Here is a 23,944-nt window from a genome sequence, read left to right as displayed (position 1 = left end):
GCCATTCACTCCTCAATATCCGTTACCCTGCATTCAATTGTTCCATCAGGGACCTTCAATTTTAACATATCATCTACTTTAACCTGAGACACAGTCTTTATCAGGGCTTCATTTTGTGTATAAGCAAGGCTGTAGCCTCTGTCCATAATTTTCAGAGGACTTAGTGCCTCAAGGGTTGAAATGACCCTTGCAAAATCCTTTTCTTTTACAGCCAGGGTGTTTGCCATTGTTTTGTTTAATAATTTATGGAGCCGTTCATGTTTTTCTTTTGCCTGATCCTTCAGCTGGCCGGGATGATTCCGTACCAGCCTTTTTTGCAGGATATCAGCCTGTTCCTGTTTTAAATCATGCAGCCTTTTTGCCCCCCGCAATAGCTGTTCGGTGATTTTATCAAGCTGTTCCAGTTTTTGTTCATACAATTTTTGCGGATACCGGAAAGCATAGGATTTCTGTACCCTTAAAAGCCTTTCATTTTGCAGGGCAATTTGTTCCTTCATTGATCTAATCAGCCTTGATTGCCTGTTAAAAAGCCTTTCGGTCAGGTCATCAATATGCGGGACTGCCAATTCAGCAGCTCCCGTTGGGGTAGGAGCCCTTAAATCTGCTACAAAATCCGCGATTGTAAAATCTGTTTCATGGCCGACAGCTGAAATTATAGGTATTACCGACTTAAATATGGCTTTTGCCACAGATTCCTCATTAAAGGCCCAAAGCTCTTCAATGGAGCCTCCTCCCCGGCCGATAATTAAAACATCGGCTTCACTAGATGAATTGGCTACTTCTATCGCTTTCACAATGGATGGAGCTGCATGGATACCCTGGACCAGCGCAGGGCAGATCAGTATGTTCGCGATGGGAAAGCGCCTTTTAAGCGTCGTAAGTATATCTCTGATTGCAGCTCCAGTGGGGGATGTGATAACAGCAACTGTACGTGGATAACGCGGGATACTTTTTTTATGCGCAGGCGAAAAATATCCTTCTTTCTCCAATTTCTCTTTCAGCTGCTCATATGCCAAATAAAGCTCACCTATCCCGTCCGGCTGCATTTCTTGTACATACATCTGATATTGGCCGCTGGATTCATAAACTGAAATCGCTCCGCGAACTAATACTTTCATGCCATTCTCTGGCCTGAATTTCATGGATCTCGCATTTCCTGCAAACATCACGGCTAATATTCTGGCTTTTTCATCCTTTAAAGTGAAATACATATGACCGCTTGAGTGCTGTTTAAAGTTAGAGATTTCTCCCTTAACTAAAATATTTTGCAAATGAGGGTCAGCGTCAAATTTTCTTTTTATGTATTTAGTTAGTGCATGAACTGTCAGATACTGCTGTTCCTTCATAACAATCTCCTTTATGCAGAAGCTGCATTGGCCGTGCATCTCCTGCAGAGCAATAACACAGGGCAAGCGCAGACGCCTTGTCCACTCCCGACACCTTAGGAGCAGGCGCTCCTTCTAAATAGCCGGCTCTTTTATCGTGAGATGACAAAAGGTGTCGAAGCTTCCATGTGGAGCTGAACAGTTAAAGCGTTGAAACTTCTTGCCTATCAAAAAAAACTGTCCATCCATTAGCCCGCATAACAGGCTTCCTAAATACAGGATAATGGAAATGGACAGATTTTGCATCTATGGCGGCCATGAATTTAGTTTTTGCTCATCGAATACTCTGCTGCCTTTAACGTATTATGCATTAACATGGTAATGGTCATCGGTCCCACTCCGCCTGGAACAGGAGTAATATATCCTGCTTTATGCTTCACATTTTCGAAATCAACATCACCGCAAAGCTTTCCTTCCTCATTTCGATTCATGCCCACATCAATCACGATTGCGCCATTTTTAACATGGTCCTCCGTAATTAAATTGGCTTTGCCTGCTGCTGCCACCAGTATATCTGCCCGCCTGGTATATTCCTTAAGATTAGCTGTTTTCGAATGACAATAGGTAACAGTTGCATCTTTATTAAGAAACAGCTGCCCGGCAGGCTTCCCAACAATGTTGCTTCTGCCTATTATCACTACATGCTTTCCGGAAATGTCTGCTCCGATGCTTTCGAGCATTTCAATGATCCCTGCAGGAGTACATGGGATATAGGCATCCTGAGATGTCATCATCCTGCCAATATTAATGGGATGGAATCCATCCACATCTTTCTCAGGTGATATAGTCTCAATGATGGCTTTTTCATTAATATGTTTTGGCAGCGGCAGCTGGACCAGGATGCCATGGATTTCATCATTCTTGTTTAATTCAGTGATTTTACTGATAAGCTCTTGTTCACTGACACTTTCGGGAAGGTCAATAAGCATAGAATTCATGCCAAGCTTATTGCAGGTTTTCTGCTTGTTATTCACATACGTTCTTGATGCCTGATTATCCCCCGCTAAAATAACTGCCAAGCCTGGCGTGACTCCTTCTGCCTTCAGCTTTTGCACTTTAGCACCAATACGATCCTGGTTCTTTCTTGCAATTTCTTTTCCATCTATTAATTCTGCAGCCATTTGTAATCCCCCTGTCAGAAAGTCGAAAGCGCTTTTGATAAGGACTGGGTGCTTGCTGGCATCCATAGTGTATGTTTATTAAAGCTTTTCCTTTACCTTTGATAAAACACCATTAATAAACTTGCTGGATTGATCGTCGCCGTATAATTTGGCAATTTCAATTGCTTCATCGAGCACCACATTTGCCGGCACTTCCTCTTTTAAATACCGAAGCTCAAAAACAGACAAGCGCAGAAGGTTGCGATCTACTGTGGCAAGCCTCTCCAGCGTCCATTTTTCAAGAAACCCTTTAATTTCGCTATCAATTGTTTCTTTATGCTCAAGCACACCTGATACAAGTGTGCTGAGATACTCATCACTTTTTTCTCCCTCTAAAACGTGTTCGATGGCTGTCTCCGGTTCTGTCCCGCTTACATCAATTTGAAATAACGCCTGCAATGCTTTTTCTCTGGCTGTTCTTCTCTTCATCTTTATAAAACTCCTTTATAGCTAGCATTAGTAATTTTCATTTTTGAGCATTTGCACGTCCAAAAATTGCATAAGAAGATAATAGCATAAGTAAGGAATCTTCGCACTACAACAAGAGCATAATGTTTGGCGAAGAAAATTATCAAGAAAACTTATAATATTAATTTCCCCTTTACAAACTCCTTTATAACGGATTAGAGAATGAATGATGAAGAGTGAACCATAAGAAAAGCCAAAGACGAGTCTGATGTCTTTGGCTTGTTGTGTATGTTACATTTCCTGTTCGTATTCAACTTCATGCTTTTGGTTCTCAAACATAATTCCTACTACGTGAATGTTTACTTCCTGAGCGTCCAATGCTGTCATATTAAGGAGGGCCTGTCGGATGTTGTCCTGGATTTTTTGCGCAACGCTTGGAATGGACACGCCGAATTTCATCAGGCAATATACATCGACTTTGATGCCTTCTTCTGTTAATTCAACTTTAACACCTTTGCCATGGTTCTTTTTACCAAGCCTTTCGACCACTCCTGTAGCGAAGTTTCCGCGCATTTGCGCAACCCCTTCTACTTCCGAAGCAGCAATGCCGGCAATAACTTCAATAACTTCCGGTGCAATTTCCACCTTGCCAAGACCTGAATTTTCAGGGCTCATTTCAAGAATATTATTTTCGTTCATTTTGGCACCTCCACAAGTCTTTAAGAATTCATTACATCATGCAATTCAAGAAATTTAGTATTAAACTGCCCTTCCACAAAATTTTCATGGCTTAAAAGCTTGAGGTGGAACGGGATGGTTGTATGAACCCCTTCCACTACAAATTCGCTTAATGCCCTTTTCATTCTGGAAATAGCTTCTTCTCTAGTATTTCCATAAGTGATCACTTTTGCAATCATTGAATCGTAATATGGAGGAATCATATAGCCCGGGTAGGCAGCGGAGTCCACTCTGACACCAAGCCCGCCAGGAGGCAGATACATATTGATCCTTCCTGCTGATGGCATAAAGTTCTTCTCCGGGTTTTCCGCATTAATTCTGCATTCGATTGACCAGCCGTTAAATGTCACATCACTTTGTGTGAAATTAAGCTTTTCTCCAGAAGCAACCTTAATTTGCTCCTTGATTAAATCAACTCCTGTTACCATTTCTGTAACTGGATGCTCCACCTGAATACGCGTGTTCATTTCCATGAAATAGAATTTTCGATTTTGATAATCGTAGATAAACTCTATCGTTCCGGCGCCTGTATAATCAACCGCTTTCGCAGCTTTTACAGCTGCATTTCCCATCTCTTCACGTGTTTCACCGTCAAGAGCAGGTGAAGGCGTTTCCTCGAGCAGCTTTTGCAGCCGCCTTTGAATAGAACAATCTCTTTCCCCAAGATGAACAGTATTCCCGTAATTATCTGCAAGAACCTGAATCTCCACATGACGGAAGTCTTCAATGTATTTTTCGATATAAACGCCAGGATTCCCGAATGCTGTCATTGCTTCCTGCTGGGTGATCGTAATTCCTTTAATAAGCTCCTGCTCATTGCGCGCTACACGGATTCCTTTCCCGCCTCCGCCAGCAGTCGCTTTAATAATGACCGGATATTCAATCTTTTCTGCAAGCTGAATAGCATCTTCCGCATCCTTAATAATTCCATTAGAGCCCGGAACGATCGGAACTCCCGCTTCCTTCATCGTTTCTCTTGCAATATCCTTTGTGCCCATTTTATTGATGGCTTCAGGAGTCGGACCGACAAAAATAATATTACATTCTCTGCACAGCTCGGCAAAGTCCGCATTCTCTGCAAGAAACCCATAACCAGGATGGATGGCGTCACAGCCAGTAAGCTTCGCGACACTTATTATATTAGTAAAATTTAAATAGCTGTCCTTAGATGCTGTTGGACCAATGCAATATGCCTCATCCGCCAGCTGAACATGGAGCGCTTCCCTGTCTGCTTCTGAAAAGACAGCAACAGATTCAATCCCCATTTCGCGGGCTGCCCTGATAATGCGGACAGCTATTTCTCCTCTGTTGGCAATCAAGAGTTTTTTAATCATTCTGTAACCGCTCCTTATTCAGGCTTAACTAAAAATAGTGGCTGGCCATATTCTACTAATTGACCGTCCTTTACAAGCACTTCTACAATTTCACCATTAACTTCCGCTTCAATTTCATTAAATAATTTCATTGCTTCTACAATGCAGACAATGGAATCCTTCGTAACTTTTGAACCGGCTTTTACATATGCTTCAGCGTCAGGTGATGATGATTGGTAAAAGGTCCCTACCATTGGGGATACAATCTTATGTAAATTTTCTGCAGCTTCAGCCTTTGGTGCTGGAGCTTCTGCTGGAGCTTCTGTTTTTGGCTCTTCCACATTCACAGCAGCTGGCTGGACCGGCTGAGGAGCAGGTGCTAACACTTGGGCAGCTGCAGGCTGTACTTGCTGAACGACTGCTGCTTCATTGCCTTTTTTCTTCATCTTAATTTTAGAACCTTCATGCTCATATACAAATTCATCAATATTTGACTGATCTACCAATTTAATCAGTTCACGGATTTCTTGTACTTTTAACATTTTGGCACCCCTTGTTTTCTCATTGCATGATAATCCCTCTATTCCGGATGGATAAAACTGCCAAGGCAGAAACGTACGGATGGGAGGTTATGCATGGTTTGAATTATGACTAGATACTAATATCATACGATAAGACCTTATAAAACTTCAACATTCTATTATGTACTGGATAACAATTTCTCTATCCGCCATATGTTCCATTCTAATATTTTTCTAAATGTTTGTGAAATGTTTCATGGGATTTAACGAAATTTCATCCAAAATCACTTCATATCCAGGACTATTGTACCATTAGTTTATGTAATAGTTACCAAACTTAAAAACAATATTAAATGGGAGCCCGCAGAATTTTGCAGGCTCCCTCTATTTTTTTATTTTTCAACCTGGAACTCTACAGCCACAGCCTCAAGCTTTCCAATTTCATTCCTTACTTCCTGGATGATATTGTTTGCAGCAGCTGGAGAATGATCTTTGGCCTTAACAGTAATTTGAACCTTCTTGCCGTCCGCACGGACTAGCACATCTTCATAATCCATCGCTCTGATTAATGTTTCAAGCATCGCCTCCTTTTGGGCGATTTCATTTAATTCATCAATTTGATCTTTTGCCTTCATTCTTTCTTCAGCAGGCAGGTCAGTTTGACCAAGGACCTCCTGCAGTCCTTCCTTCATGCGGCTGCGCTCGTCATCAAGCTGAAGACGTAGATTTTCGAACATTTCATCACTGGCAGTGTTTGTAATGATCGCTTTGCCATCTTCACTCTCAACGGCCTCCATTTCACCCGCTGCCTTTTCTTCCATTCCAGCAAGGTCACTGCCTTTTTGTTCCGGTGATGTTACATAATACACCGATAATACAACCACCAAACTCAGCATTGTTAATAGCCAGACCGTTTGTTTCTTTAAAAGCATCTATTATTCCCCCTTAGTTTTTTTAGGCATTACGGATACTCTATGGCTTGGAACATCCAATGCTCTGGTTACTGCCTCAATAATCCATTTTTTCACTTGTATATTTTCAGCCCCTTTTGCCACAACCAGAACTCCCCTTATTTCAGGTTTCTTGGTTTCTATGACAATGGGAACCTCTTTTTCTCCATTTCGGACAATCACAAGCTGTTCCTCTTCTGACTGGTCCTCAACCTTCCTTTTGCCGCCTTCCCGATCGGTTTCATCGGTTTTCTGAGTCTGGGTTGTTTTGTTTTTCTCAAGAACTTTCTTTTCTGTGGCATCGACATTCACCACAACCGTGGCATCTTCAACCCCTACGATAGCATCGAGCGCTTCTTTTATTTGAGCTTCATATGCTTTTTCATAATTGGAAATGGTGTCATTTCCCCCAGATTTCTGCTGGCCGAATGCCGGCACCTCTTCCTCCTGCTTCACTTCTTCCCCATCCTTAAAAACGGGCAAGTCCCCGGTGGAACTGTCTTCTTGAAACAGCGTATTGCTGATCAGCATGATGGCTGCCCCAAATAGGAGAACAAGCAGTAAATAATGGAATTTTCCAGGTTTCTTATCAGACTGTCCATCTTTGGAAATCATTTTTTTTATCCATGTGAAAGGACCTTTTTCATTATCCATCCCTCTCCATATTCCCCCCTTCTACCAGAACTTCGATTGAGTTTGCGTCTACATTCCATTTTTGTGCGAGAAGAGAAGCAATTCTTCCTGCATCTTCATGTTCGGGCCCGCTGGATGGAAGAGGTTTCCCGGCATTGATTTCCACTGTTTTAACCACTTCTACAGCTTCAGCTTCTGCATCTTCTGCTTTGAGTTGGATCATGACCTTTTGCAGGTTATCCGGGAAGGCTTGATCACTGCTTTCATCTACTAAAATATCAATGTTAGCAATTTCCAGACCGTACTGTTCCATCAACTCCTCTTCTGCGTCCTGTTTCATGTGGACAGCCATTTGTTCTAAAATATATGCATCACTTGAGGCTTGTATTTCTTTTTTCTTCATTTCTATTAAATTTTCCATATTTTTTTCTCCTGCCCCCTCAAAAACCGGGACTGAAACTAGTGCTTCTTCAAAATCACTTGAAACAATTTTTAAAATCGGTGTAAGAATAATCGCTATCAGCAGCAGCCCTGTCACCATTTTAGTGTACTTCTGAAGCTTGGAGCTGGGGAGGAGCATATCAATGACAGTGGCAAGCAGAACAAATAATATGATGTTGGTTACCCATTCTTTTATGAAATCCACTTCATTCCCTCCCTACCGGACCATCATGGTCAGATTGCCGGCTGCTATAATAACTGTAATGCTAAGGAAAAACATCAGGGAGACAATGGCCAGAGCTGCAAAAACATAGATGATGCTTTTGCTGATTATATCCAGGCAGGCTATGATTGGCCCTCCTCCCAGCGGCTGCAAAATGGCTGCCGCAAATTTATATATAAACGCAATCATTAATATTTTGATTGCAGGAAATGCTGCAATAATAAGGAGAATGGCTACTCCAGCTATCCCCACCGTATTTTTCAATAGCACCGATGCGCTAATTACCGTATCTGTCGCATCTGTAAACATCCTGCCGATGACAGGAATAAAATTCCCTGTAATAAACTTTGCTGTACGGATCGTAATTCCATCAGTAACTGCGGCAGATGCTCCCTGAACTGATATAACTCCCAGAAAGACCGTCAGGAACATCCCAAGAAGCCCAATGCTCCAATTCCGGAGCAGATTGGCAAGCTGTGTCACCTTGTAATGTTCCGACAATGTGCTGACAATGCTTAACAGGGCTGATAAAAATAGAAGCGGAAGAATTACATACTGGATAAATAATCCGCTGACATTCATCAAAAATAGGATCACCGGGTGGAAAAACGCTGCAGACACCACACCTCCCGAAGAAGCAATCAATGCAAGCAGCAGCGGTATGAGAGCCATTATGAATGACACCATAGTTGAAATGGTTTCCTCTGTATAAGTGATCGCCACATGGAAGCTGTTAAGTGCAATAATAATTAACACCATAAAGACGATTGAATAGGCGGCTTTACTGACAGTACTTTTTTCAAATGAATTCTGCAGAGACTGCAGGAACATGCTGAATACCGTCAGCAATATCAGGGTCCCCAGCAATTTTCCATTGACTATAAACTCATGGAACACAAACTTAACCGCGCCTCCAGCCCAATCTTTTAGTGAAAATTCCTTATCTCCTTTAATGAATTCATAGAGACTCCCCTTTTGACTTTCGGGCAAAAATCCTCCATACTCTGTTGTAATTTCTTCCCAAAATCCTTTTATTTCATTAAGATCTAACTTCTCAACCTGAGTTTCAATTAAATCCTGCGGGGATATTGTCTCTTCTGCTTCGCCGGTCTTTGGTGAGGCTTGTACAATTGGTGCCAGGAAAAAGAATATAAATAAGCTGAACCCTAAAATCATCTGCATCCTTTGCTTCATTTTTTTCACCTCTTTTAAAAGACCCTGTCTAATGCCAGCAATATGTGCCTGTCCAGTCCGGCAGCCTGTTATTAGAAGGCTGCCGTCTAGCTTGGAATCATACGGATAATGGTTTCGATTAATACCGTAAGGATCGGAATGGCCATGGCAAGAATAAGAATCTTCCCGCCCATTTCGATTTTTGCTGCAATAGCTCCCTGCCCTGCATCCTTCGTAATTTGGGCAGCAAACTCAGCAATATAGGCTATTCCAATTATCTTTAAAATGGTTTCAACATAGACGATGTTCACCTTTGCATTGACGGCAATCTTTTCAATCATATGGATAATGGCATAAATTTGGTCGACCAAAAAAAGAAAGATGGCACAGCCGACAAATACAATCAGTAAAAAAGCAAAATTCGGCTTTTGCTCCTTAACTATCAGCGCCAGGAAAGTGGCTACAAGCGAAAATCCGACTATTTGGAGAATTTCAATGGCTGAGCCCCCCTTTTATCCCTGAAACAAAAAGACTGATTTAATTTTTTGGAACAGGTTATCTACAATGGAAGCAACCATGAATAAGATATAAATGAATCCGAAAAGCGTTACCCATTGGGCGTATTCTTTTTTGCCCACCTGATCTAGAATGGTATGCAAAAAGGCTACAACAATTCCCACACCTGCAATCTTAAAAATGATATCTACCTCTAAGCCCATCTTTTCTCCCCCTAAGCTCTGATCAGCGTCCGGCAATAAAGCCGGCATTTCCTACATTAGTAATATGATTAAGAGCAATCCGGATAAGAACCCCAGACTTTTGACCATTCTCTCGTATTTTGCTTGTCTGTCTTGCGCATCAGCTTCTTCACGTTCCAGATGGGAAAGGGTCAGCATAATCTGCTTTTGCTGTGAAAGGCGGTCATGTCTTCCAAGTGTTTCGCCAAATTGCTTCATGATCTCAAATTCCCCTTGTTTAAAAGCGGTCATGCTCCATATTTCCTCCAAACTTTCTTCCCATGCATCCTTTACTGTCGTCTCTGATTCGGTCAGTTTTTTTGCAAAGGATTCAAAGATACAGGATAAAGGCTTGGAAAGCTGGGCCGAAAGCCGTCTGGCTGCTTCATGAAGGGGTGTGTGGCCATACATAATTTCAGCTTCTAAGGATTGCAGTGCCGATTTCAGCTGACGAAGCTGGCGCGGCCGTTCGGTCAGATGCCTTGAGGCCTCAAAGCCTGCCCATGTTGTTGCAATAATAATCAAAGCAGCTCCTATAAGCTTCATCATTTACATCACGCCCGCTTGATGCTGATATCCCGCACCGTCTGAGTTTCGAATGCTGACAATGCTGCCAGGTCCATCTTTTCTGCTCAATTCAATAAATCGCTGAAAAATACCCATTTCAAGTAACACCTGTAAAGTAGGGCGCCTCTTAATTTCCTCCAGGGAATTTCCATGTGTAGTCATAATCAGCTTTATTCCGGCATTTACTGCCTCCATTATGGCTTCAGCATCTTCAAGCCTGCCAATTTCATCGACTACCAGAACCTCAGGGCTCATGGAACGAATCATCATCATCATTCCCTCAGCTTTGGGACAGGCATCAAGGACATCGATTCTGTTTCCAAAAGTCATCTGCGGGATTCCATTGACACATCCTGCAATTTCGGAGCGTTCATCCACAATCCCAACCTTACTTGCAGGAAGGTCACTGCTTGGATCACCAGATGAAATGATTCTTGCAATATCACGAAGCAATGTAGTCTTGCCAGTCTGCGGCGGTCCAATGATCATGGTATGCATCCAGCCATTTCTGTAAATCCTCGGAATCAGCTTTTGGGCAATGCCAACTTTCTCTCTGGCAATTCTAATGTTAAAAGAGGAAATATCCCGGATCGCCTTAACCTTGCCTTGCTCAAGAATGACCTTTCCGGCAAGCCCAACCCGATGGCCGCCCTCAATTGTGATATAACCTCTTTTAAGCTCTTCCTCGAGTGTGTAAATTGAGAAATGGCTTATTTTATTTAGTAAATGCACGGCATCCTCTGATTCAACTATATAAGGGAGAAAATGGGGTACTCCCCTCGCTGTTAATTCAATAGGCCTCGAAATTCGAACCCTGATTTCCTCCAGATCCTTTAAGATGTTCGGAGGGATTCTCTGTAATTGTTCGGCAATTTTTTTCGGCAAAAAGGCTATAATCGTATCCACGTCTGCTCCTCCTTTTTCACAATCTGATTTCGGACTAGCTTCTCATTATTTAAAATGTATGCCTGCAGCAAAACAATATGACTTAGATTTGCAAGCTTCACATTTATTTAGTACAAGCTATTGCCTGATTAAAAAGATGTCTTTCTTCAAAAAATATTCAAAACGAATATAATGAAAGGCTGGTGCCCGTTATGAAAACAAAATGCATATACATTATGGTTATCTTTCAGCTGATTGTTCTTGGTTTCTTTCCTGCAGAAGGAAGGGCTCATCAGAAAAATACAAAAGGACCGCAAAATGTCATTCTGTTGATTGGCGATGGAATGGGAATGGGCCAGATAGAAATTGCAAGAAAGCTGGAGTACGGGAAGGACGGGAGGCTGTTCATGGAATCTCTCCCGCACACCGCATTAGTGCATACCGAATCTGCCAATAATCTTGTGACAGATTCAGCTGCCGGCGGTACGGCTCTTGCAACTGGAAGAAAAACGAATAATGGAATGATCGGAGTTACGCCTGATGGGAAGGAAGCAGACAGTATTCTGGATTTATTCAAGAAAAACGGTAAAAAAGCAGGGATAATATCCACCAATACAATTACAGATGCAACACCTGCAGCCTTTACAGCAAGTGTTTCAAACAGATGGTCGGGACAGGATGAAATTGCACGCCAGCAGCTTGAATCCGGGGTAGACGTGCTGCTTGGAGGCGGCAGAGCATACTTCAAACCGGAAAAGCAAAGCGGGAGGGATTTATTGAAAGAGGCAAAGCAAAAGGGATATGCTTATGCAGTGAATCGGGAAGAATTGCTGTCTGCGAAAGGCTCAAAGCTGCTTGGCTTGTTTAACGAGGGATATATGAACTTTAAATCGGACCGGCAAATACTGGAGAGCAAAGAACCCAGCTTAAAAGAAATGACTGAAAAAGCAATCGATATCCTCTCAAAAGGAGAACAGGGATTTTTCCTCATGGCCGAGGGAGCAAGAATTGATCATGCTTCACACGCTGGTGATATTACAGGCATCTGGAAAGAAACGATTGAGTTTGATGAAGCTGTCAAATTTGCCGTCGAATGGGCACAAAAGGACAAAGAAACTTTGGTGCTGATTGTCGCAGATCATGAAACCATGGGGATATCTGCATCAGAACCGCTGGATATACAGCATTTAAAGGAAGTTAAGGCATCTCCGCAATATATGGCCAGTCAATTGGCAAAAGATGAAAATAGGGGCATTTATCGGTCAGAAAGTGTGAAGAATGTTTTAAAAAAGTATGCAAATATTGACTTAACTGAGAAGGAAATAGAATCATTTAATCGGAAGCTTCAGAACACAGACAGCCAGGTTTATCCTCAATCCTTAGCAGCATGGGAAATAGGGAGCCTGATTGCTGAGAAATATCATGGGGGTATTTTAACGGGTACAGTAAGAGCTCTTAGCTCTACCGGCGGCCACACAGGCAATATGATTCCTTTATTTGCTTATGGCAATGGGAGCGAAGCTTTTACAGGAGTGCTGGAGAATACGGATATCCCGAAAAAGATTGCCGGACTGATGGATTACAGCTGGCATTAATGTAAATACGCATTTTTTCTCTTTCTCCCGCGTAATTCTAGAAAGATACATTAATGAAAGCGGGGAATGAAAGTTATGTATTATTATCAGCCATTTGTCCGCAATACTGTACAGAGTGGGAGCCATTTCAGATCCAAGCCAAATACATTAAGGGTTTCAGGTGAGGGAAAGTTAGCTGCACAGCCAGATCTGGCTAATATAAAGCTGGGAGTTATAACAGAAGATCAGGAGCTTCAAAAAGCACAGGGGCAGAATACTGCTGCCATTTCAAATATCAAAAAATCTCTTAATGCCATAGGAATAACAGATAAGCAAGTTCAAACGTCAGATTTCACTATTATTCCACAGTATGATTTTGTGGATGGCAAGCAAATATTCCGCGGTTACAGAGTTGAGCATATACTCGGCATTACTGTTGCTGAATTAGATAATGCAGGACTTGTTGTGGATACAGGAGTGGAAAACGGTGCAAACACGGTTAGAGAAATTACTTTCGAAACTGAAAATCAGCAGGATTTGTACCAGCAGGCTTTAAACGCGGCTGTAATGGATGCTTACAAAAAGGCTAAAACAATCGCTGCTGCACTAAATGTACAATTGATCAGCACCCCAGTATCCGTGACAGAAGGAACTTTAGGGATGGAGCAGCCTGTATCTATACAATCCTCCGCTTTTGTCAAAAGTGCCGTCAGCACACCGATCCAGCCTGGCACCATAGAAATTGAAAGTCGCATCACGGCTGAGTTCATATATTACAGCTAGGAAGCTTCTGCTTATAATCACGGAAAAGAAGCTAATACTAATAAGGTGTCGAGGAATTCTATAGAAATGAGGTTATGAGATGAATGAAAATCTGGATGAATTTTTAAAGAATCAGAAAAAAGGCGACAGGGCTTATCTGGGAGGAACCCGTGATAACAGAACTGCTCCTGCATCTGACCCTGACTATAATAATCGCAATGACACTGACATATCCCCCGGCGCTGAGGGCAGGAAATATAAAGGATAAAAAAATCCCGATTGCTCGGGATTTTTTCCATTTATGCACGTGAAACGTATGAACCATCAGTTGTATTGATGATCAATTTATCCCCTTCATTAACAAAGAAAGGAACTTGTACAGTCAGGCCTGTTTCAACTGTTGCAGGCTTTGTTCCGCCGGATGCAGTATCCCCTTTAATGCCTGGTTCTGTTTCTGTTACTGTAAGTTCAACAGAGTTAGGAAGCTCGATTCCAAGAGACTCCCCCTGATAAAGCATAATAGCGACTTCCATGTTTTCTTTTAAGAATTTTAATTCATACTCAATTGCTGATGCAGGCAGCTCGATCTGCTCATAAGATTCATTATCCATGAAAACATGCTGATCTCCATTTGCATATAGGTATTGCATTTTACGGTTATCGATTTGTGCCTTCGCTACTTTTTCTCCTGCACGGAAGGTTTTTTCCTGAATGGCACCAGTGCGAAGATTCCGCAGTTTGGATCGTACAAAAGCCGCTCCTTTTCCCGGTTTTACGTGCTGGAAATCCATTACACGCCATATGCCGTTATCAACTTCAATTGTCAAACCCGTACGAAAATCGTTTACTGAAATCATGAGTGTGTCCTCCTAATGTGTACATTTAAAGAATAATTAATTCTTTAGTAGAATGAGTAAGTGTTTCATTATGATCGTTTGTTATGACTGTATCATCCTCAATTCGGACACCGCCAATTCCCGGTATGTATATGCCCGGCTCCACTGTTACGATCATTCCGGGCTCAAGGATAACATCAGACTTAAAGGATAATGCAGGACCTTCATGGACTTCAAGGCCGATGCCGTGTCCCGTAGAATGGCCAAAATATTCGCCATAGCCTTTGCCTGCAATATAATCACGAGTTAAGGCATCTGCCTCTTTGCCGCTCATTCCAGGTTTGATGCCTTCCATCCCCCGCTCTTGAGCTTCCTGCACAATTCCATAGATTTCTTTCAGCTTATCTTCTGGTTCTCCAACAGCAATTGTGCGGGTAATATCAGAAACATACCCTTTATAATAAGCACCGAAGTCAAGAGTGACAAAATCGCCTTTTTCAATTACCTTATCACTGGCGACTCCATGCGGAAGAGCAGAACGGTACCCGGATGCTACGATAATGTCAAACGATGATGAATCTGCACCCGCTTTTCTCATAAAGAATTCTAATTCATTCGAAACTTCCAGTTCAGTAATACCTGGCCGAATGACATCAAGAATATGTTTAAACGCAGCATCTGCAATGTCTGCCGCCACCTTTATTATCTTAATCTCTGAATCGTCCTTTATCAAGCGTAACTTTTCAATAGTGTCAGAAACAGGGATCAGCTCAGCGTTAACAGCTTTATCATAGGCTTTATAGGAAGCAAAAGTAACATGATTCTCTTCAAAACCAAGCCTTTTGATTCCGAGCTGTTTTGCCTGTTTGGCGACTTCTTCCGGAATTGCACCAGTATGCTTCACAATTTCATATCCTTCACATTGTTTAGCAGCCTGTTCCGTGTAGCGGAAATCGGTTATGAAGAGTGCTTTATCCGCACTGATGAGCACGACGCCCGATGAACCGGTAAACCCTGTCATATAACGGCGATTGTAGGTGCTGGTAATCAGCATGCCATCTATCCCAGACTCTGTAAAACGCGCTCGCAATTTTTGTATTTTCTCCATTTTATTCTCTCCCCTTGTCAAAATCCATTAAGGCATAAAACGCCAGTTCATACCCTTTAAAGCCGAGGCCGACTATTTGTCCCATTGAAGCGGGGGCAATGACAGAAATATGCCTGAATTCTTCTCTGGCATGAACATTTGAAATATGTACTTCGATCACAGGAATCTGAATTCCTGCAACAGCATCCCTTATTGCATAACTATAATGGGTAAATGCTCCGGGATTGAAAATTATACCCTGTGTGCCATCTTCATTGGCAAGGTGAAGCTTATCAATAAGTTCACCTTCGTGATTTGACTGAAAACAGATCACTTCTGTTTCATATGAAGCACCCAACGCCTTCATTTTTTTCTCGAGATGATCAAGTGTTTCTTTTCCATAAACACCTGGTTCCCTTTTGCCGAGCAGGTTTAAATTCGGCCCATTTAACAGGAGTATTTTCCCCATATTCAACCACCTTTTTAACAATTGCTTACAGGCTTTCCCTTCTCTTTAATATCCTGCTGACAGCACTGAAAAAGAATGCCCACTTAAGAACATTCTATCATAAAGCAAACTTTCATACAGTTCTGACGTATAGCACTTTTCGCTTTATTTTTCATTATTCCCTCCCATTGACATTAGCCTTCAGCTCATACTGATTTAATCTTCATTTACGAATGATAACTCTTGTTTAGGCTCTTTTTTAAAGACTCTTTCGTATAAATTGTTTTTCACTCATCAATGTTGTCCGTTGATTGCAGCGAGGGGATGCACCCTTTCCGCAGCGCGGGCGCTGAGCCTCCTCGTTGCTTCGAGTCTGCGGGATCTCACCTGTCCCGCTGCTCCCGCTGGACATTGAATAGGCTGCCTTGGGTTCACACCGCACAAAGAAAATGCGCATGTACTTTCGAGGACACCTTACGCTGCAATCAACTCAGTAAATATAATTCATAGCAACAAACTTTGCGAAAACATCCAATCCATTAAATTATTTCTGGATCAGTGCGGGCCTTTTTTTCATCTTCAGTTTTGCCTTTGAGTTCATGAGCTTCATATGAAATGGAATACCCAACAAATACACCAAATAAAATATAGAAACAAATTGAGGTAATTATTGTATTTCGCTCAAGCTCCCAAAACGGGCTGATGCCCGGGAAGATAGGGTTGAGTATAAAAAATACCAGTAAAAAAAGGGCAATTCCATAGCCTGCTCCGACCAAAATACTTTGAAATCTCCGCAGCGCTGCATAATAAATCAGGGCAGCTATAATAGATATTCCGCCTATCAGGAAGATCGAGATCATTGTCCCCAGCCATCCCTCTTTCCATGCTCCAATCGTCCAGGGCTCGAGAATGACATTTGGGCGAATTTCCGTGAAATTAAACACATAAGCAAGATAGGCCAGTCCGCTCCAAAGAATGCCTCCAACCAATCCGGTAATGACCACCATTGCCATAAAAGACATTGGTTTTTCCCTTTGATTCTGTTCCAAGCGCTCTTTTTCTTCTGCCACTTTGCGCCACCTCCTTTTCCTATTATGTCCACACACAATTATTCCATTGCATCAATTTCAATTAAAAGCATCCTGAATAATTTCCGCTGCAAAAACCATATATATTTTTATATATTTTCCTTTAATATAGAGGTTTTATGGGATTTTAAGTCGAATAAAATAATTAAGGATGAAGCTCTATAATTTTTGCTTATTTCCGGTTATGCGAGTTCCGGGACTGGGGTGCAGAGCATAAATTTAAGTATAAGCAATATTCCCGATAATATGGAAAACCTTACTAAGCCTCATGAAAAGTTAATGTTCCTCTGTTTAAATTGTAAAGAAATAGGAAAATAAAAAAATAAAGACTACTTTCATTAATTATTTCGATAAACTTTAGCTTATAGAGTTTAAAAGCTTATAAAATTGCTCATCATGCTTTTAGGGAGGTGGCTTTCTTGAAAAAACCATTTACATTTTATATTGTCTCCGGTCTCATAATTCTAGCTGTTATCGGAGTTGCCGTCAGCCTGATCTCAAATCCTGCCGGTTTTTTGCAGAGAATAGCTGTCATTGTTATCATTGGAGCTGCAGTATACTTTCTTTTTCAGCGCTTTAACAGATATAATCCCTCAAAGCGAGAGCAGCGAGCTTTTATAAAGGCAGCCAAAAAATCAAAAAGACGTTTTAATAATAATAAAGAATCTGGCACTGCCAATGGAAGAAAGGGATCTGTCGGATCGATTACTTCCATTAAAAAGTCCAGAAAAAAATCCTCTCCACATTTGACAGTCATAGAAGGCAAAAAAGGCAAAAAGAAAAATCGAGCCTCCCTATAATCAGGGCTCGATTTTTTATGTTGATAATATTTTTGACTTATAGCTCCTGGCTTTTATTATTAGTAGCTCCATGATGTAAAAAACTGCTCCGCACATTGTCTGCCATGCTCCAGGAGGTCTTTTTTCTTCTTCTCGGTAATATTAAATTCCACAGTCAATACACCATCCGTTGGAATGAAAATAATGTTTTGTGCATGCTTTCTCGAGATGTATCTTGCATCATGCGCGTCCTTCATCGTTTCAAAAAGCGCCGCGTACATTTGTATGGCGTTGGCGATTTTGTTAGGAGGCCGTTCACTTAGCTCATGGCTTAACTTTATCCCGAGCACAGGCCTCGTCTTTTTCACATTTTCCTTATCAAAAAGCCACATCGGAAAATTGCTTAAAACTCCGCCATCCACAATGACACTTGTACTGCTGTATCCCTTCAGTTTAACCGGCTCAAAAAAATACGGGAGACTGCAGCTCATTCTGATTGCTTTGGCTACCGGAAATGAAGCTGGATCAATGCCATAATTCACAAGGTCATCAGGCAGTACAACCAGTCTTCCATTGGTCAGGTCAGATGCTATGACTCTAAGGGAATCAGGCGGCAGATCTGAAAATGTTTTAATCCCCCTGTCGGCTAATTTCTGAGCCATCCAGCTTTCCAGCTCAGCTCCTTTATATAACCCCAGATGCCAATACAAGTTAAGCCATTTACCCACTGCAAAGGGGATAAACGTCTTTCTTTCATCAAGAAGCTTTCGGATTTCAAATTCATCGACGAGCTGATATATTTCCTCACTGGTGTAATTGGCAGCTATTAATGCAGCCACAATGGATCCTGCACTTGTACCAGCAACCCGTTTGAAGCGAAATCCCTTTTTATGAACCACATCATATGCGCCGATTAAGGCAAATCCTTTGATGCCTCCCCCTGAAAAAACCCCATCTATATACATGAAAGCCACTCCTGTCGATGTACTTGCTCATAGAGGAACCTTTACTTATACATCTTTAATCAGGAGCTTTTTAAAATAGTACGGCTGACAAGCAAAATTTAATAATTACGTAAAATATTGCACTTCTGCTTCTGGAAAATATGAGTGAATATATTCCCTAATTGTTTGTTCCAGATCCTTTGCTTCATCAGTCGGATATACATACTTGCCAATACCATATCGTCCCCACTTATATTTGCGCTTTTCTTCATCCATTTCAAGCTTTGTTTTTGGGTAGCGCTTTTCAATGACCTTTTTGGCCGGTTTCGTAAATCTGTGCTGGATTAGTTCAAAAGTTAAGCCTTCAAGGCTGATGCCATCAAGTGCTTTGCTTAACCTCTGAAAAAGTTCATGGTAGCCTTCACGCCAATCATCGTGCATGTAAATAGGCGCCACGATAAATCCAAGCGGATAGCCGGCATTGGCTACTTTACGGGCAGCTTCAAGCCGGTCGTCGAATGAGGAAGTTCCCGGCTCAAAGTTTTTTATTACATAGCGCGAATTAACACTAAATCGGAAACGTGTTTTCCCATTATGTTTCGCATCCAGCAAATGATCGACATGATGATACTTTGTGACAAACCGAAGCTGTCCATATTCAGTCTGACCAATAAATTCGATGGTCTTTTTCAGGGAGTGGGTTAGATGATCTATCCCTACGATATCGGATGTACACGCAGCTTCAAATCGAGTCAGCTCCGGTTTACGCTCTTCCATATATTTAGAGGCCTGCTCAAAAATTTCTTCGAGGTTTACATATGTTCGAATATACGGCTTGCTTCCAAGTGTGGTTTGCAGATAGCAATAATGACAATGCCCCATGCAGCCTGTAGCAAGAGGAATGGCGTATTCTGCAGAGGGCTTGGATGTATCGAATTTTAGAGTCCGCCTGATCCCTACTACTAAAGTGGACTTTGCATTGCGATATTTCTGTAATTCGTTGTCACCCGGAATATTCCTCACCTGATTATGTGAAGTTGTTTCCCGGATTTCTATATTCATTTTTTCAAATTTTTCCTTTAGCTCTCTTCCTAAGGGGTATTCAAGAGCTTGAGGCTCTATATAAACTAGCTGAGGAATAAATGGCTTCATTGGTTAACCTCTCTTTGTCAATTTGTCGGCCAGCAGATAATCCTGGCTGGATCCTATGACTGTAGTATGAGCCAAATAAACGAGCAGCAAAAAAAGAAGATGGAACAAATATTTCCATCTTCTTTCTCTCATTTCATTTATATTTATAATCCGCATTTAAGCTGTGCATTACAGTTTGTGCAAGTATTGCAGCCGCCGATTTCTTTTACTTTTCCTTTGCGGCATACCGGACATGTATTGCCTACTTCTGAACCGATTGTTACATCGGTTGAGCGCAGGTCGCTAATTGTGTCAACCAGCACTACATGCTGCTTTGATTTTTCTTTTTTGACTGTATCATCGCTATCAAAGGTGTTCTCTTCAGCTTTAAGCGTCAGTACCTGAGAATCGCGCGATCCGTCCACATATACTGTTCCGCCCTTTGCTCCGCCACGGTATAGGCGTTCATATACCTTTTCAACCTGTTCAACACTATAGCCTTTTGGTGCGTTGACCGTTTTACTGATTGAGCTGTCAATCCAGCGCTGGATCACACATTGGACATCTGCGTGTGCCTCCGGAGCAAGATCCATCGCCGCAATAAACCATTCAGGCAGATTTTCAGGATCAGCATCCGGGTTACGGTCTAAATATTCCTGAACTATATCTGCCTTCACTTCAATGAACTTGCCTAAGCGGCCGCTTCTGAAGTATGAGAAGGAGAAATATGGTTCAAGGCCCGTAGATACTCCCACCATGGTTCCTGTGGATCCCGTAGGAGCAACGGTTAGAAGATGCGAATTGCGGATTCCGCTTTTTAAAATAGAAGCACGGATATCTTCAGGCATTTTCTTCATGAAGCCTGTTTCTGTAAAAGCTTTGCGCAGGCGATTCGTTTCTTCAGGATTTTCACCTGTTAAGAACGGGAAGCTTCCTTTCTCCTCTGCAAGCTTTATAGAAGCTTTGTATGCTGAAGTAGCAATGGTTTCAAAGACTTTATCAATCAGCACGTTGCCTTCTTCAGATCCATATTCTGTTTCACAATAGATCAGCAGATCATGAAGCCCCATTACACCAAGACCAACACGACGCTCGCCTAATGCCTGCTTTTTGTTCTCTTCAAGGAAGTATGGTGTAGCATCTATGACATTGTCCTGCATCCGTACACCCACTTCAACAGTACGCTTCAGCTTTTCAAAATTAACTGTTTTATTTTCCTTATCTGCCATTTCTGCAAGGTTTACTGCTGCAAGGTTACATACGGAATTTGGCGCCAGAGGCTGCTCGCCGCAAGGATTTGTAGCTACGACCTTTTGTCCGTAAGCCTGTGCATTCGTCATGTCGTTGGCATTATCAATAAAGAAAATGCCTGGTTCAGCTGAGTATGTTGCACAGATGTTAATCAGGTTCCATAGCTCTTTCGCTTTAATTTTACGATGAACGCGCACTTTATAGCCTAGTTTTTCCCACTCTCTGACATCACCTACTTTATGCCATTCTTCGTTGTATGTTTTCATCGTTTCGGCATCATAGGACTCAACATCCGGGAAACGAAGCTCATATTCTGCATCATTTTCAACCGCATCCATAAATTCTTTCGTGAGGCAGACTGAAATGTTTGCTCCTGTCAGGAACTCAGAGTTGTGAACACTATAAGTACCTCCAGCCGCAAGCTTTTCCTCTGCGTCTTTAATGATTTTTTCACTGAAGCCGCCATAGCCTGGAATGCTTTTGTAATTAATAATGCCCTGGTACATGGCAATTTCCTGTTCATTAAACGGAGTGAATTTTAATTTTTCTTTAGCATATTTTTTTATGGTTTCATCCTTTGTATTTTCAAGAAGGAAGCGTAAAATTCTTGGGTTTTGCATTTTCGAAATGATGAATTCGATAATGTCCGGATGCCAATCAGATAGCATAATCATCTGTGCACCTCTTCGGGATCCCCCTTGCTCCACAAGATGTGTAAGCTTCGCAATATCATCCAGCCAGGAAACTGAACCGGAGGATTTTCCGTTCACTCCTTTTGCGAGTGTATTGCGCGGTCTAAGAGTTGAACCGTTTGTCCCTACGCCGCCGCCGCGGCTCATGATTTCCATTACCTGCTTGCGGTGCTCGGAAATTCCTTCACGGGAATCCTGCACGAATGGCATTACATAACAGTTGAAATACGTAACATCTGTTTCAGCACCTGCTCCGTACAACACCCGGCCAGCCGGAATAAAATTCAGGTTTTTCAATTCCTGATAGAATTTTTCAAACCATTCTTTTCTTTTTTCTTCGGTTTTTTCAACAGATGCAAGGCCAGTTGCATTACGCTTGGCGATTTGCTCATAATAGATTTCCAGAGGCTTCTCGATTACATCAAGAGGCTTTGTAATAATGCCTGTTCTCACTTCTTCCGGATCATCCAGCACTCCTCTGTAATCTTCTTCTACTAAAACCTTTGCTGTCTTGTTTTCCCAGTCTATGTCGAGAATATAGCCTAATCCGCGTGCAGGAAATTTTGGATCTTCCTTTATGGTGAGAACAACAAAGTCACCGTTTGTGAGTGTCACTTTCTCGGTGTCTTTGAAGGTATAGCGGTCTAGCATAACCAAGCGGGAAACACCTTTGTGGGTCATTTTCATATCAGGGGTTACAGGGTGAACCTGAGGAAAGAGACGGATGTCCTTGTTTAAACGTTCAATGTTTAATTTCATTTTTTGTCCTAGGGCAACAGACATTGTTACAACTCCTTCTTTCTAAATCAAATATGGAAGTACATTTTGACAGATAGAGTAAATCTATCTGTCAAAATAGTACCCTAAAGTTACCACATCTTAAACCATAAAATCAATATATAGTGTTATTAATATTTTCGACAACACTACATGTTGTGTTGAGTTCAGCAAATTATCGTTTTGTCAAACTTAAAAAATATTAAAATTTGAAGAAAAACAGAGTTAATGACCGATTTTCGACAATTAACGATAAATTTTAACACATTTTGAAGCTTGCACTTTTTTTGTTCATTATTTGGAAAAATATTCATTAATCTTGCACCCGGATACCCTGCTCCCGCAGGACTCCGAATAAGTTTCCTTGAGTACACACCGCACGAAGAAAATGCACGTGCATTTTCGAGGATCTTGCACCTTCCCGCTCCAATCAACTCAGTAAAAATAAAACAAATGGCAGCAAACTTGCGAAAACATCCTTAAAAAAAGAGAAAAAGCGACTTAGCCGCTTTTATCTCTTATAGTTCCATTCATCGCTTTCATATCGTTCTTTTGCGATTTTTTGTACATATGCCATCTCATCATCTGAAAGCTCGTAAGGTTCCAGCACAATGTTCAGGCCTTCCTCAAACCCCTTCTTGAAAGCTGCCTTGGCCTGCTCAAGAGTAATATTTTCTGTTGTCAGCTCATTTATGGCCACAGCTTTATTTTTAAAAGCCTTTTGCATTCTCTCTTTTACCCGGTCATTAGGATATTTGAACAAGCTAAAGAGCTTGTCTTCATCCAAATCAAGTAATATAGAGCCATGCTGAAGGATGACACCTTTTTGTCTTGTCTGTGCACTCCCTGCTACTTTACGGCCTTCTACTACAAGTTCATACCAGCTTGGGGCATCAAAACAAACAGCCGATCTTGGATTTTTCAGAGAGTCCCTTTCTTCAGCAGTCTTTGGCACAGCAAAATACGCCTCCATACCAAGTGCGTGAAAACCTTTTAGAATTCCTTCAGAAATGACTCTGTACGCTTCCGTTACTGTAGTGGGCATTTCCGGGTGGTTTTCAGGAACGATCACGCTGTAGGTGAGTTCATGTTCGTGAAGCACCCCTCTTCCGCCTGTTGGTCTGCGGACAAAACCCAAACCATGCTGCTTCACTGCTTCCATATCTATTTCCTTTTCAGCCTTTTGGAAGTATCCAATCGAAAGAGTTGCGGGGTTCCAGCCATAAAACCGGATTACCGGAGGCATCTTTCCTTCACTGTTCCAGTCAAGCAAAGCTTCATCCAAAGCCATATTAAAGGAGGGTGACCCCTCTTTAGAATCAATAAATCGCCAAACTTCTTTAGTCATATATAACCCTCGTTTTCAGATTCTTTAACTAGTCATTTGCGGTTATTAGTCTACCAAAATTGATGTGAAATTAAAAGCATGTTGAATTTCCAA

The 23,944-nt window shown here is 41.8% G+C and carries 26 protein-coding genes; 4 read left to right on the top strand and 22 right to left on the bottom strand.

Translation table 11 applies throughout. From position 1 onward, the window contains the following. Positions 1-5: 5 nt before the first annotated feature. From xseA to spoIIIAA, 14 genes are all read right to left on the bottom strand, one after another. A complete protein-coding gene (gene xseA, locus NSQ49_RS19285) occupies positions 6-1,346 on the bottom strand; it encodes an exodeoxyribonuclease VII large subunit (RefSeq protein WP_159865227.1) in 1,341 nt (446 codons plus the stop codon). 302 nt (positions 1,347-1,648) lie between these two features. Then, on the bottom strand, positions 1,649-2,506 hold the full coding sequence (gene folD / locus NSQ49_RS19280; protein ID WP_251283706.1) for a bifunctional methylenetetrahydrofolate dehydrogenase/methenyltetrahydrofolate cyclohydrolase FolD: 858 nt from the start codon (positions 2,504-2,506) through the stop codon (positions 1,649-1,651). 78 nt (positions 2,507-2,584) lie between these two features. Beyond that, positions 2,585-2,974, bottom strand: a complete 390-nt coding sequence (gene nusB / locus NSQ49_RS19275) for a transcription antitermination factor NusB (RefSeq protein ID WP_159865221.1) — start codon at positions 2,972-2,974, stop codon at positions 2,585-2,587. Positions 2,975-3,244: 270 nt separating this feature from the next. Next, entirely contained in the window at positions 3,245-3,652 is a 408-nt protein-coding gene (locus NSQ49_RS19270) for an Asp23/Gls24 family envelope stress response protein (RefSeq protein ID WP_035330002.1), read from the bottom strand. 20 nt (positions 3,653-3,672) lie between these two features. Further along, positions 3,673-5,025, bottom strand: a complete 1,353-nt coding sequence (gene accC / locus NSQ49_RS19265; protein ID WP_251283705.1) for an acetyl-CoA carboxylase biotin carboxylase subunit — start codon at positions 5,023-5,025, stop codon at positions 3,673-3,675. 14 nt (positions 5,026-5,039) lie between these two features. After that, positions 5,040-5,546, bottom strand: a complete 507-nt coding sequence (accB, locus tag NSQ49_RS19260; protein WP_159865215.1) for an acetyl-CoA carboxylase biotin carboxyl carrier protein — start codon at positions 5,544-5,546, stop codon at positions 5,040-5,042. A gap of 371 nt (positions 5,547-5,917) precedes the next feature. Next, complete coding sequence (locus tag NSQ49_RS19255; RefSeq protein WP_159865212.1) at positions 5,918-6,457, bottom strand: SpoIIIAH-like family protein; 540 nt, start codon at positions 6,455-6,457, stop codon at positions 5,918-5,920. A gap of 3 nt (positions 6,458-6,460) precedes the next feature. Further along, positions 6,461-7,129, bottom strand: a complete 669-nt coding sequence (gene spoIIIAG / locus NSQ49_RS19250) for a stage III sporulation protein AG (protein WP_159865209.1) — start codon at positions 7,127-7,129, stop codon at positions 6,461-6,463. After that, positions 7,122-7,754, bottom strand: a complete 633-nt coding sequence (spoIIIAF, locus tag NSQ49_RS19245; RefSeq protein ID WP_159865206.1) for a stage III sporulation protein AF — start codon at positions 7,752-7,754, stop codon at positions 7,122-7,124. Before spoIIIAF ends, spoIIIAG begins: the two co-directional genes overlap by 8 nt. Before the next feature lie 12 nt (positions 7,755-7,766). Then, on the bottom strand, positions 7,767-8,966 hold the full coding sequence (gene spoIIIAE / locus NSQ49_RS19240; RefSeq protein WP_251283704.1) for a stage III sporulation protein AE: 1,200 nt from the start codon (positions 8,964-8,966) through the stop codon (positions 7,767-7,769). 86 nt (positions 8,967-9,052) lie between these two features. Further along, on the bottom strand, positions 9,053-9,442 hold the full coding sequence (spoIIIAD, locus tag NSQ49_RS19235) for a stage III sporulation protein AD (protein WP_172581968.1): 390 nt from the start codon (positions 9,440-9,442) through the stop codon (positions 9,053-9,055). A 15-nt stretch (positions 9,443-9,457) separates the two neighbouring features. Next, on the bottom strand, positions 9,458-9,664 hold the full coding sequence (spoIIIAC, locus tag NSQ49_RS19230; RefSeq protein ID WP_009332905.1) for a stage III sporulation protein AC: 207 nt from the start codon (positions 9,662-9,664) through the stop codon (positions 9,458-9,460). 51 nt (positions 9,665-9,715) lie between these two features. After that, the gene (spoIIIAB, locus tag NSQ49_RS19225; protein ID WP_159865200.1) at positions 9,716-10,231 is read right to left on the bottom strand and encodes a stage III sporulation protein SpoIIIAB; all 516 of its coding nucleotides are present in this window, start codon (positions 10,229-10,231) and stop codon (positions 9,716-9,718) included. Then, positions 10,232-11,155 carry a stage III sporulation protein AA gene (gene spoIIIAA, locus NSQ49_RS19220; RefSeq protein ID WP_251283703.1) on the bottom strand — a complete coding sequence of 308 codons (924 nt, stop codon included), beginning with the start codon at positions 11,153-11,155 and terminating at the stop codon, positions 10,232-10,234. It lies immediately after the preceding gene. Positions 11,156-11,346: 191 nt separating this feature from the next. Between spoIIIAA and NSQ49_RS19215 the strand changes: the two genes are divergently transcribed. The 3 genes from NSQ49_RS19215 (at position 11,347) to NSQ49_RS19205 (ending at position 13,738) form a co-directional block, all read left to right on the top strand. Further along, positions 11,347-12,729 (top strand): alkaline phosphatase, encoded by a 1,383-nt coding sequence (locus NSQ49_RS19215; RefSeq protein WP_251283702.1) that lies wholly within the window; start codon positions 11,347-11,349, stop codon positions 12,727-12,729. A gap of 75 nt (positions 12,730-12,804) precedes the next feature. Next, positions 12,805-13,491: an SIMPL domain-containing protein gene (locus tag NSQ49_RS19210; RefSeq protein WP_341071096.1), complete on the top strand. Its 687-nt coding sequence runs from the start codon at positions 12,805-12,807 to the stop codon at positions 13,489-13,491. A 79-nt stretch (positions 13,492-13,570) separates the two neighbouring features. Next, positions 13,571-13,738, top strand: a complete 168-nt coding sequence (locus NSQ49_RS19205) for a hypothetical protein (protein WP_251283700.1) — start codon at positions 13,571-13,573, stop codon at positions 13,736-13,738. Between the two features lie 31 nt (positions 13,739-13,769). Here NSQ49_RS19205 and efp read toward each other — a convergent pair whose 3' ends face one another. The 4 genes from efp to NSQ49_RS19185 form a co-directional block, all read right to left on the bottom strand. Then, entirely contained in the window at positions 13,770-14,327 is a 558-nt protein-coding gene (gene efp / locus NSQ49_RS19200; protein ID WP_159865188.1) for an elongation factor P, read from the bottom strand. A 25-nt stretch (positions 14,328-14,352) separates the two neighbouring features. After that, positions 14,353-15,414 (bottom strand): M24 family metallopeptidase, encoded by a 1,062-nt coding sequence (locus tag NSQ49_RS19195; protein ID WP_159865186.1) that lies wholly within the window; start codon positions 15,412-15,414, stop codon positions 14,353-14,355. A gap of 1 nt (position 15,415) precedes the next feature. Beyond that, positions 15,416-15,862: a type II 3-dehydroquinate dehydratase gene (gene aroQ, locus NSQ49_RS19190; RefSeq protein ID WP_251283699.1), complete on the bottom strand. Its 447-nt coding sequence runs from the start codon at positions 15,860-15,862 to the stop codon at positions 15,416-15,418. Positions 15,863-16,380: 518 nt separating this feature from the next. Further along, positions 16,381-16,911: a YqhR family membrane protein gene (locus NSQ49_RS19185; protein ID WP_159865180.1), complete on the bottom strand. Its 531-nt coding sequence runs from the start codon at positions 16,909-16,911 to the stop codon at positions 16,381-16,383. A 428-nt stretch (positions 16,912-17,339) separates the two neighbouring features. Here NSQ49_RS19185 and NSQ49_RS19180 point away from each other — a divergent pair, with 428 nt between their 5' ends. Next, positions 17,340-17,729, top strand: a complete 390-nt coding sequence (locus NSQ49_RS19180; protein ID WP_311315906.1) for an SA1362 family protein — start codon at positions 17,340-17,342, stop codon at positions 17,727-17,729. A 59-nt stretch (positions 17,730-17,788) separates the two neighbouring features. On the opposite strand, the gene NSQ49_RS19175 is transcribed toward NSQ49_RS19180, so the two are convergent. The 4 genes from NSQ49_RS19175 to NSQ49_RS19160 form a co-directional block, all read right to left on the bottom strand. Continuing rightward, a complete protein-coding gene (locus NSQ49_RS19175) occupies positions 17,789-18,673 on the bottom strand; it encodes a patatin-like phospholipase family protein (RefSeq protein WP_251283698.1) in 885 nt (294 codons plus the stop codon). 105 nt (positions 18,674-18,778) lie between these two features. Further along, positions 18,779-19,804 carry a spore photoproduct lyase gene (gene splB, locus NSQ49_RS19170; RefSeq protein WP_159865171.1) on the bottom strand — a complete coding sequence of 342 codons (1,026 nt, stop codon included), beginning with the start codon at positions 19,802-19,804 and terminating at the stop codon, positions 18,779-18,781. Between the two features lie 143 nt (positions 19,805-19,947). Further along, on the bottom strand, positions 19,948-22,509 hold the full coding sequence (locus NSQ49_RS19165; protein WP_159865168.1) for a vitamin B12-dependent ribonucleotide reductase: 2,562 nt from the start codon (positions 22,507-22,509) through the stop codon (positions 19,948-19,950). Between the two features lie 505 nt (positions 22,510-23,014). Continuing rightward, positions 23,015-23,851 carry a lipoate--protein ligase family protein gene (locus NSQ49_RS19160; protein ID WP_159865165.1) on the bottom strand — a complete coding sequence of 279 codons (837 nt, stop codon included), beginning with the start codon at positions 23,849-23,851 and terminating at the stop codon, positions 23,015-23,017. Between the last annotated feature and the right edge of the window lie 93 nt (positions 23,852-23,944).

This window comes from Cytobacillus sp. FSL R5-0377 (assembly GCF_038004385.1).
In the GTDB taxonomy this organism is placed as follows: domain Bacteria; phylum Bacillota; class Bacilli; order Bacillales; family Cytobacillaceae; genus Cytobacillus.
Note: the sequence above shows the minus strand (reverse complement) of the source record. Positions and strands in the feature narration are given on the sequence as shown.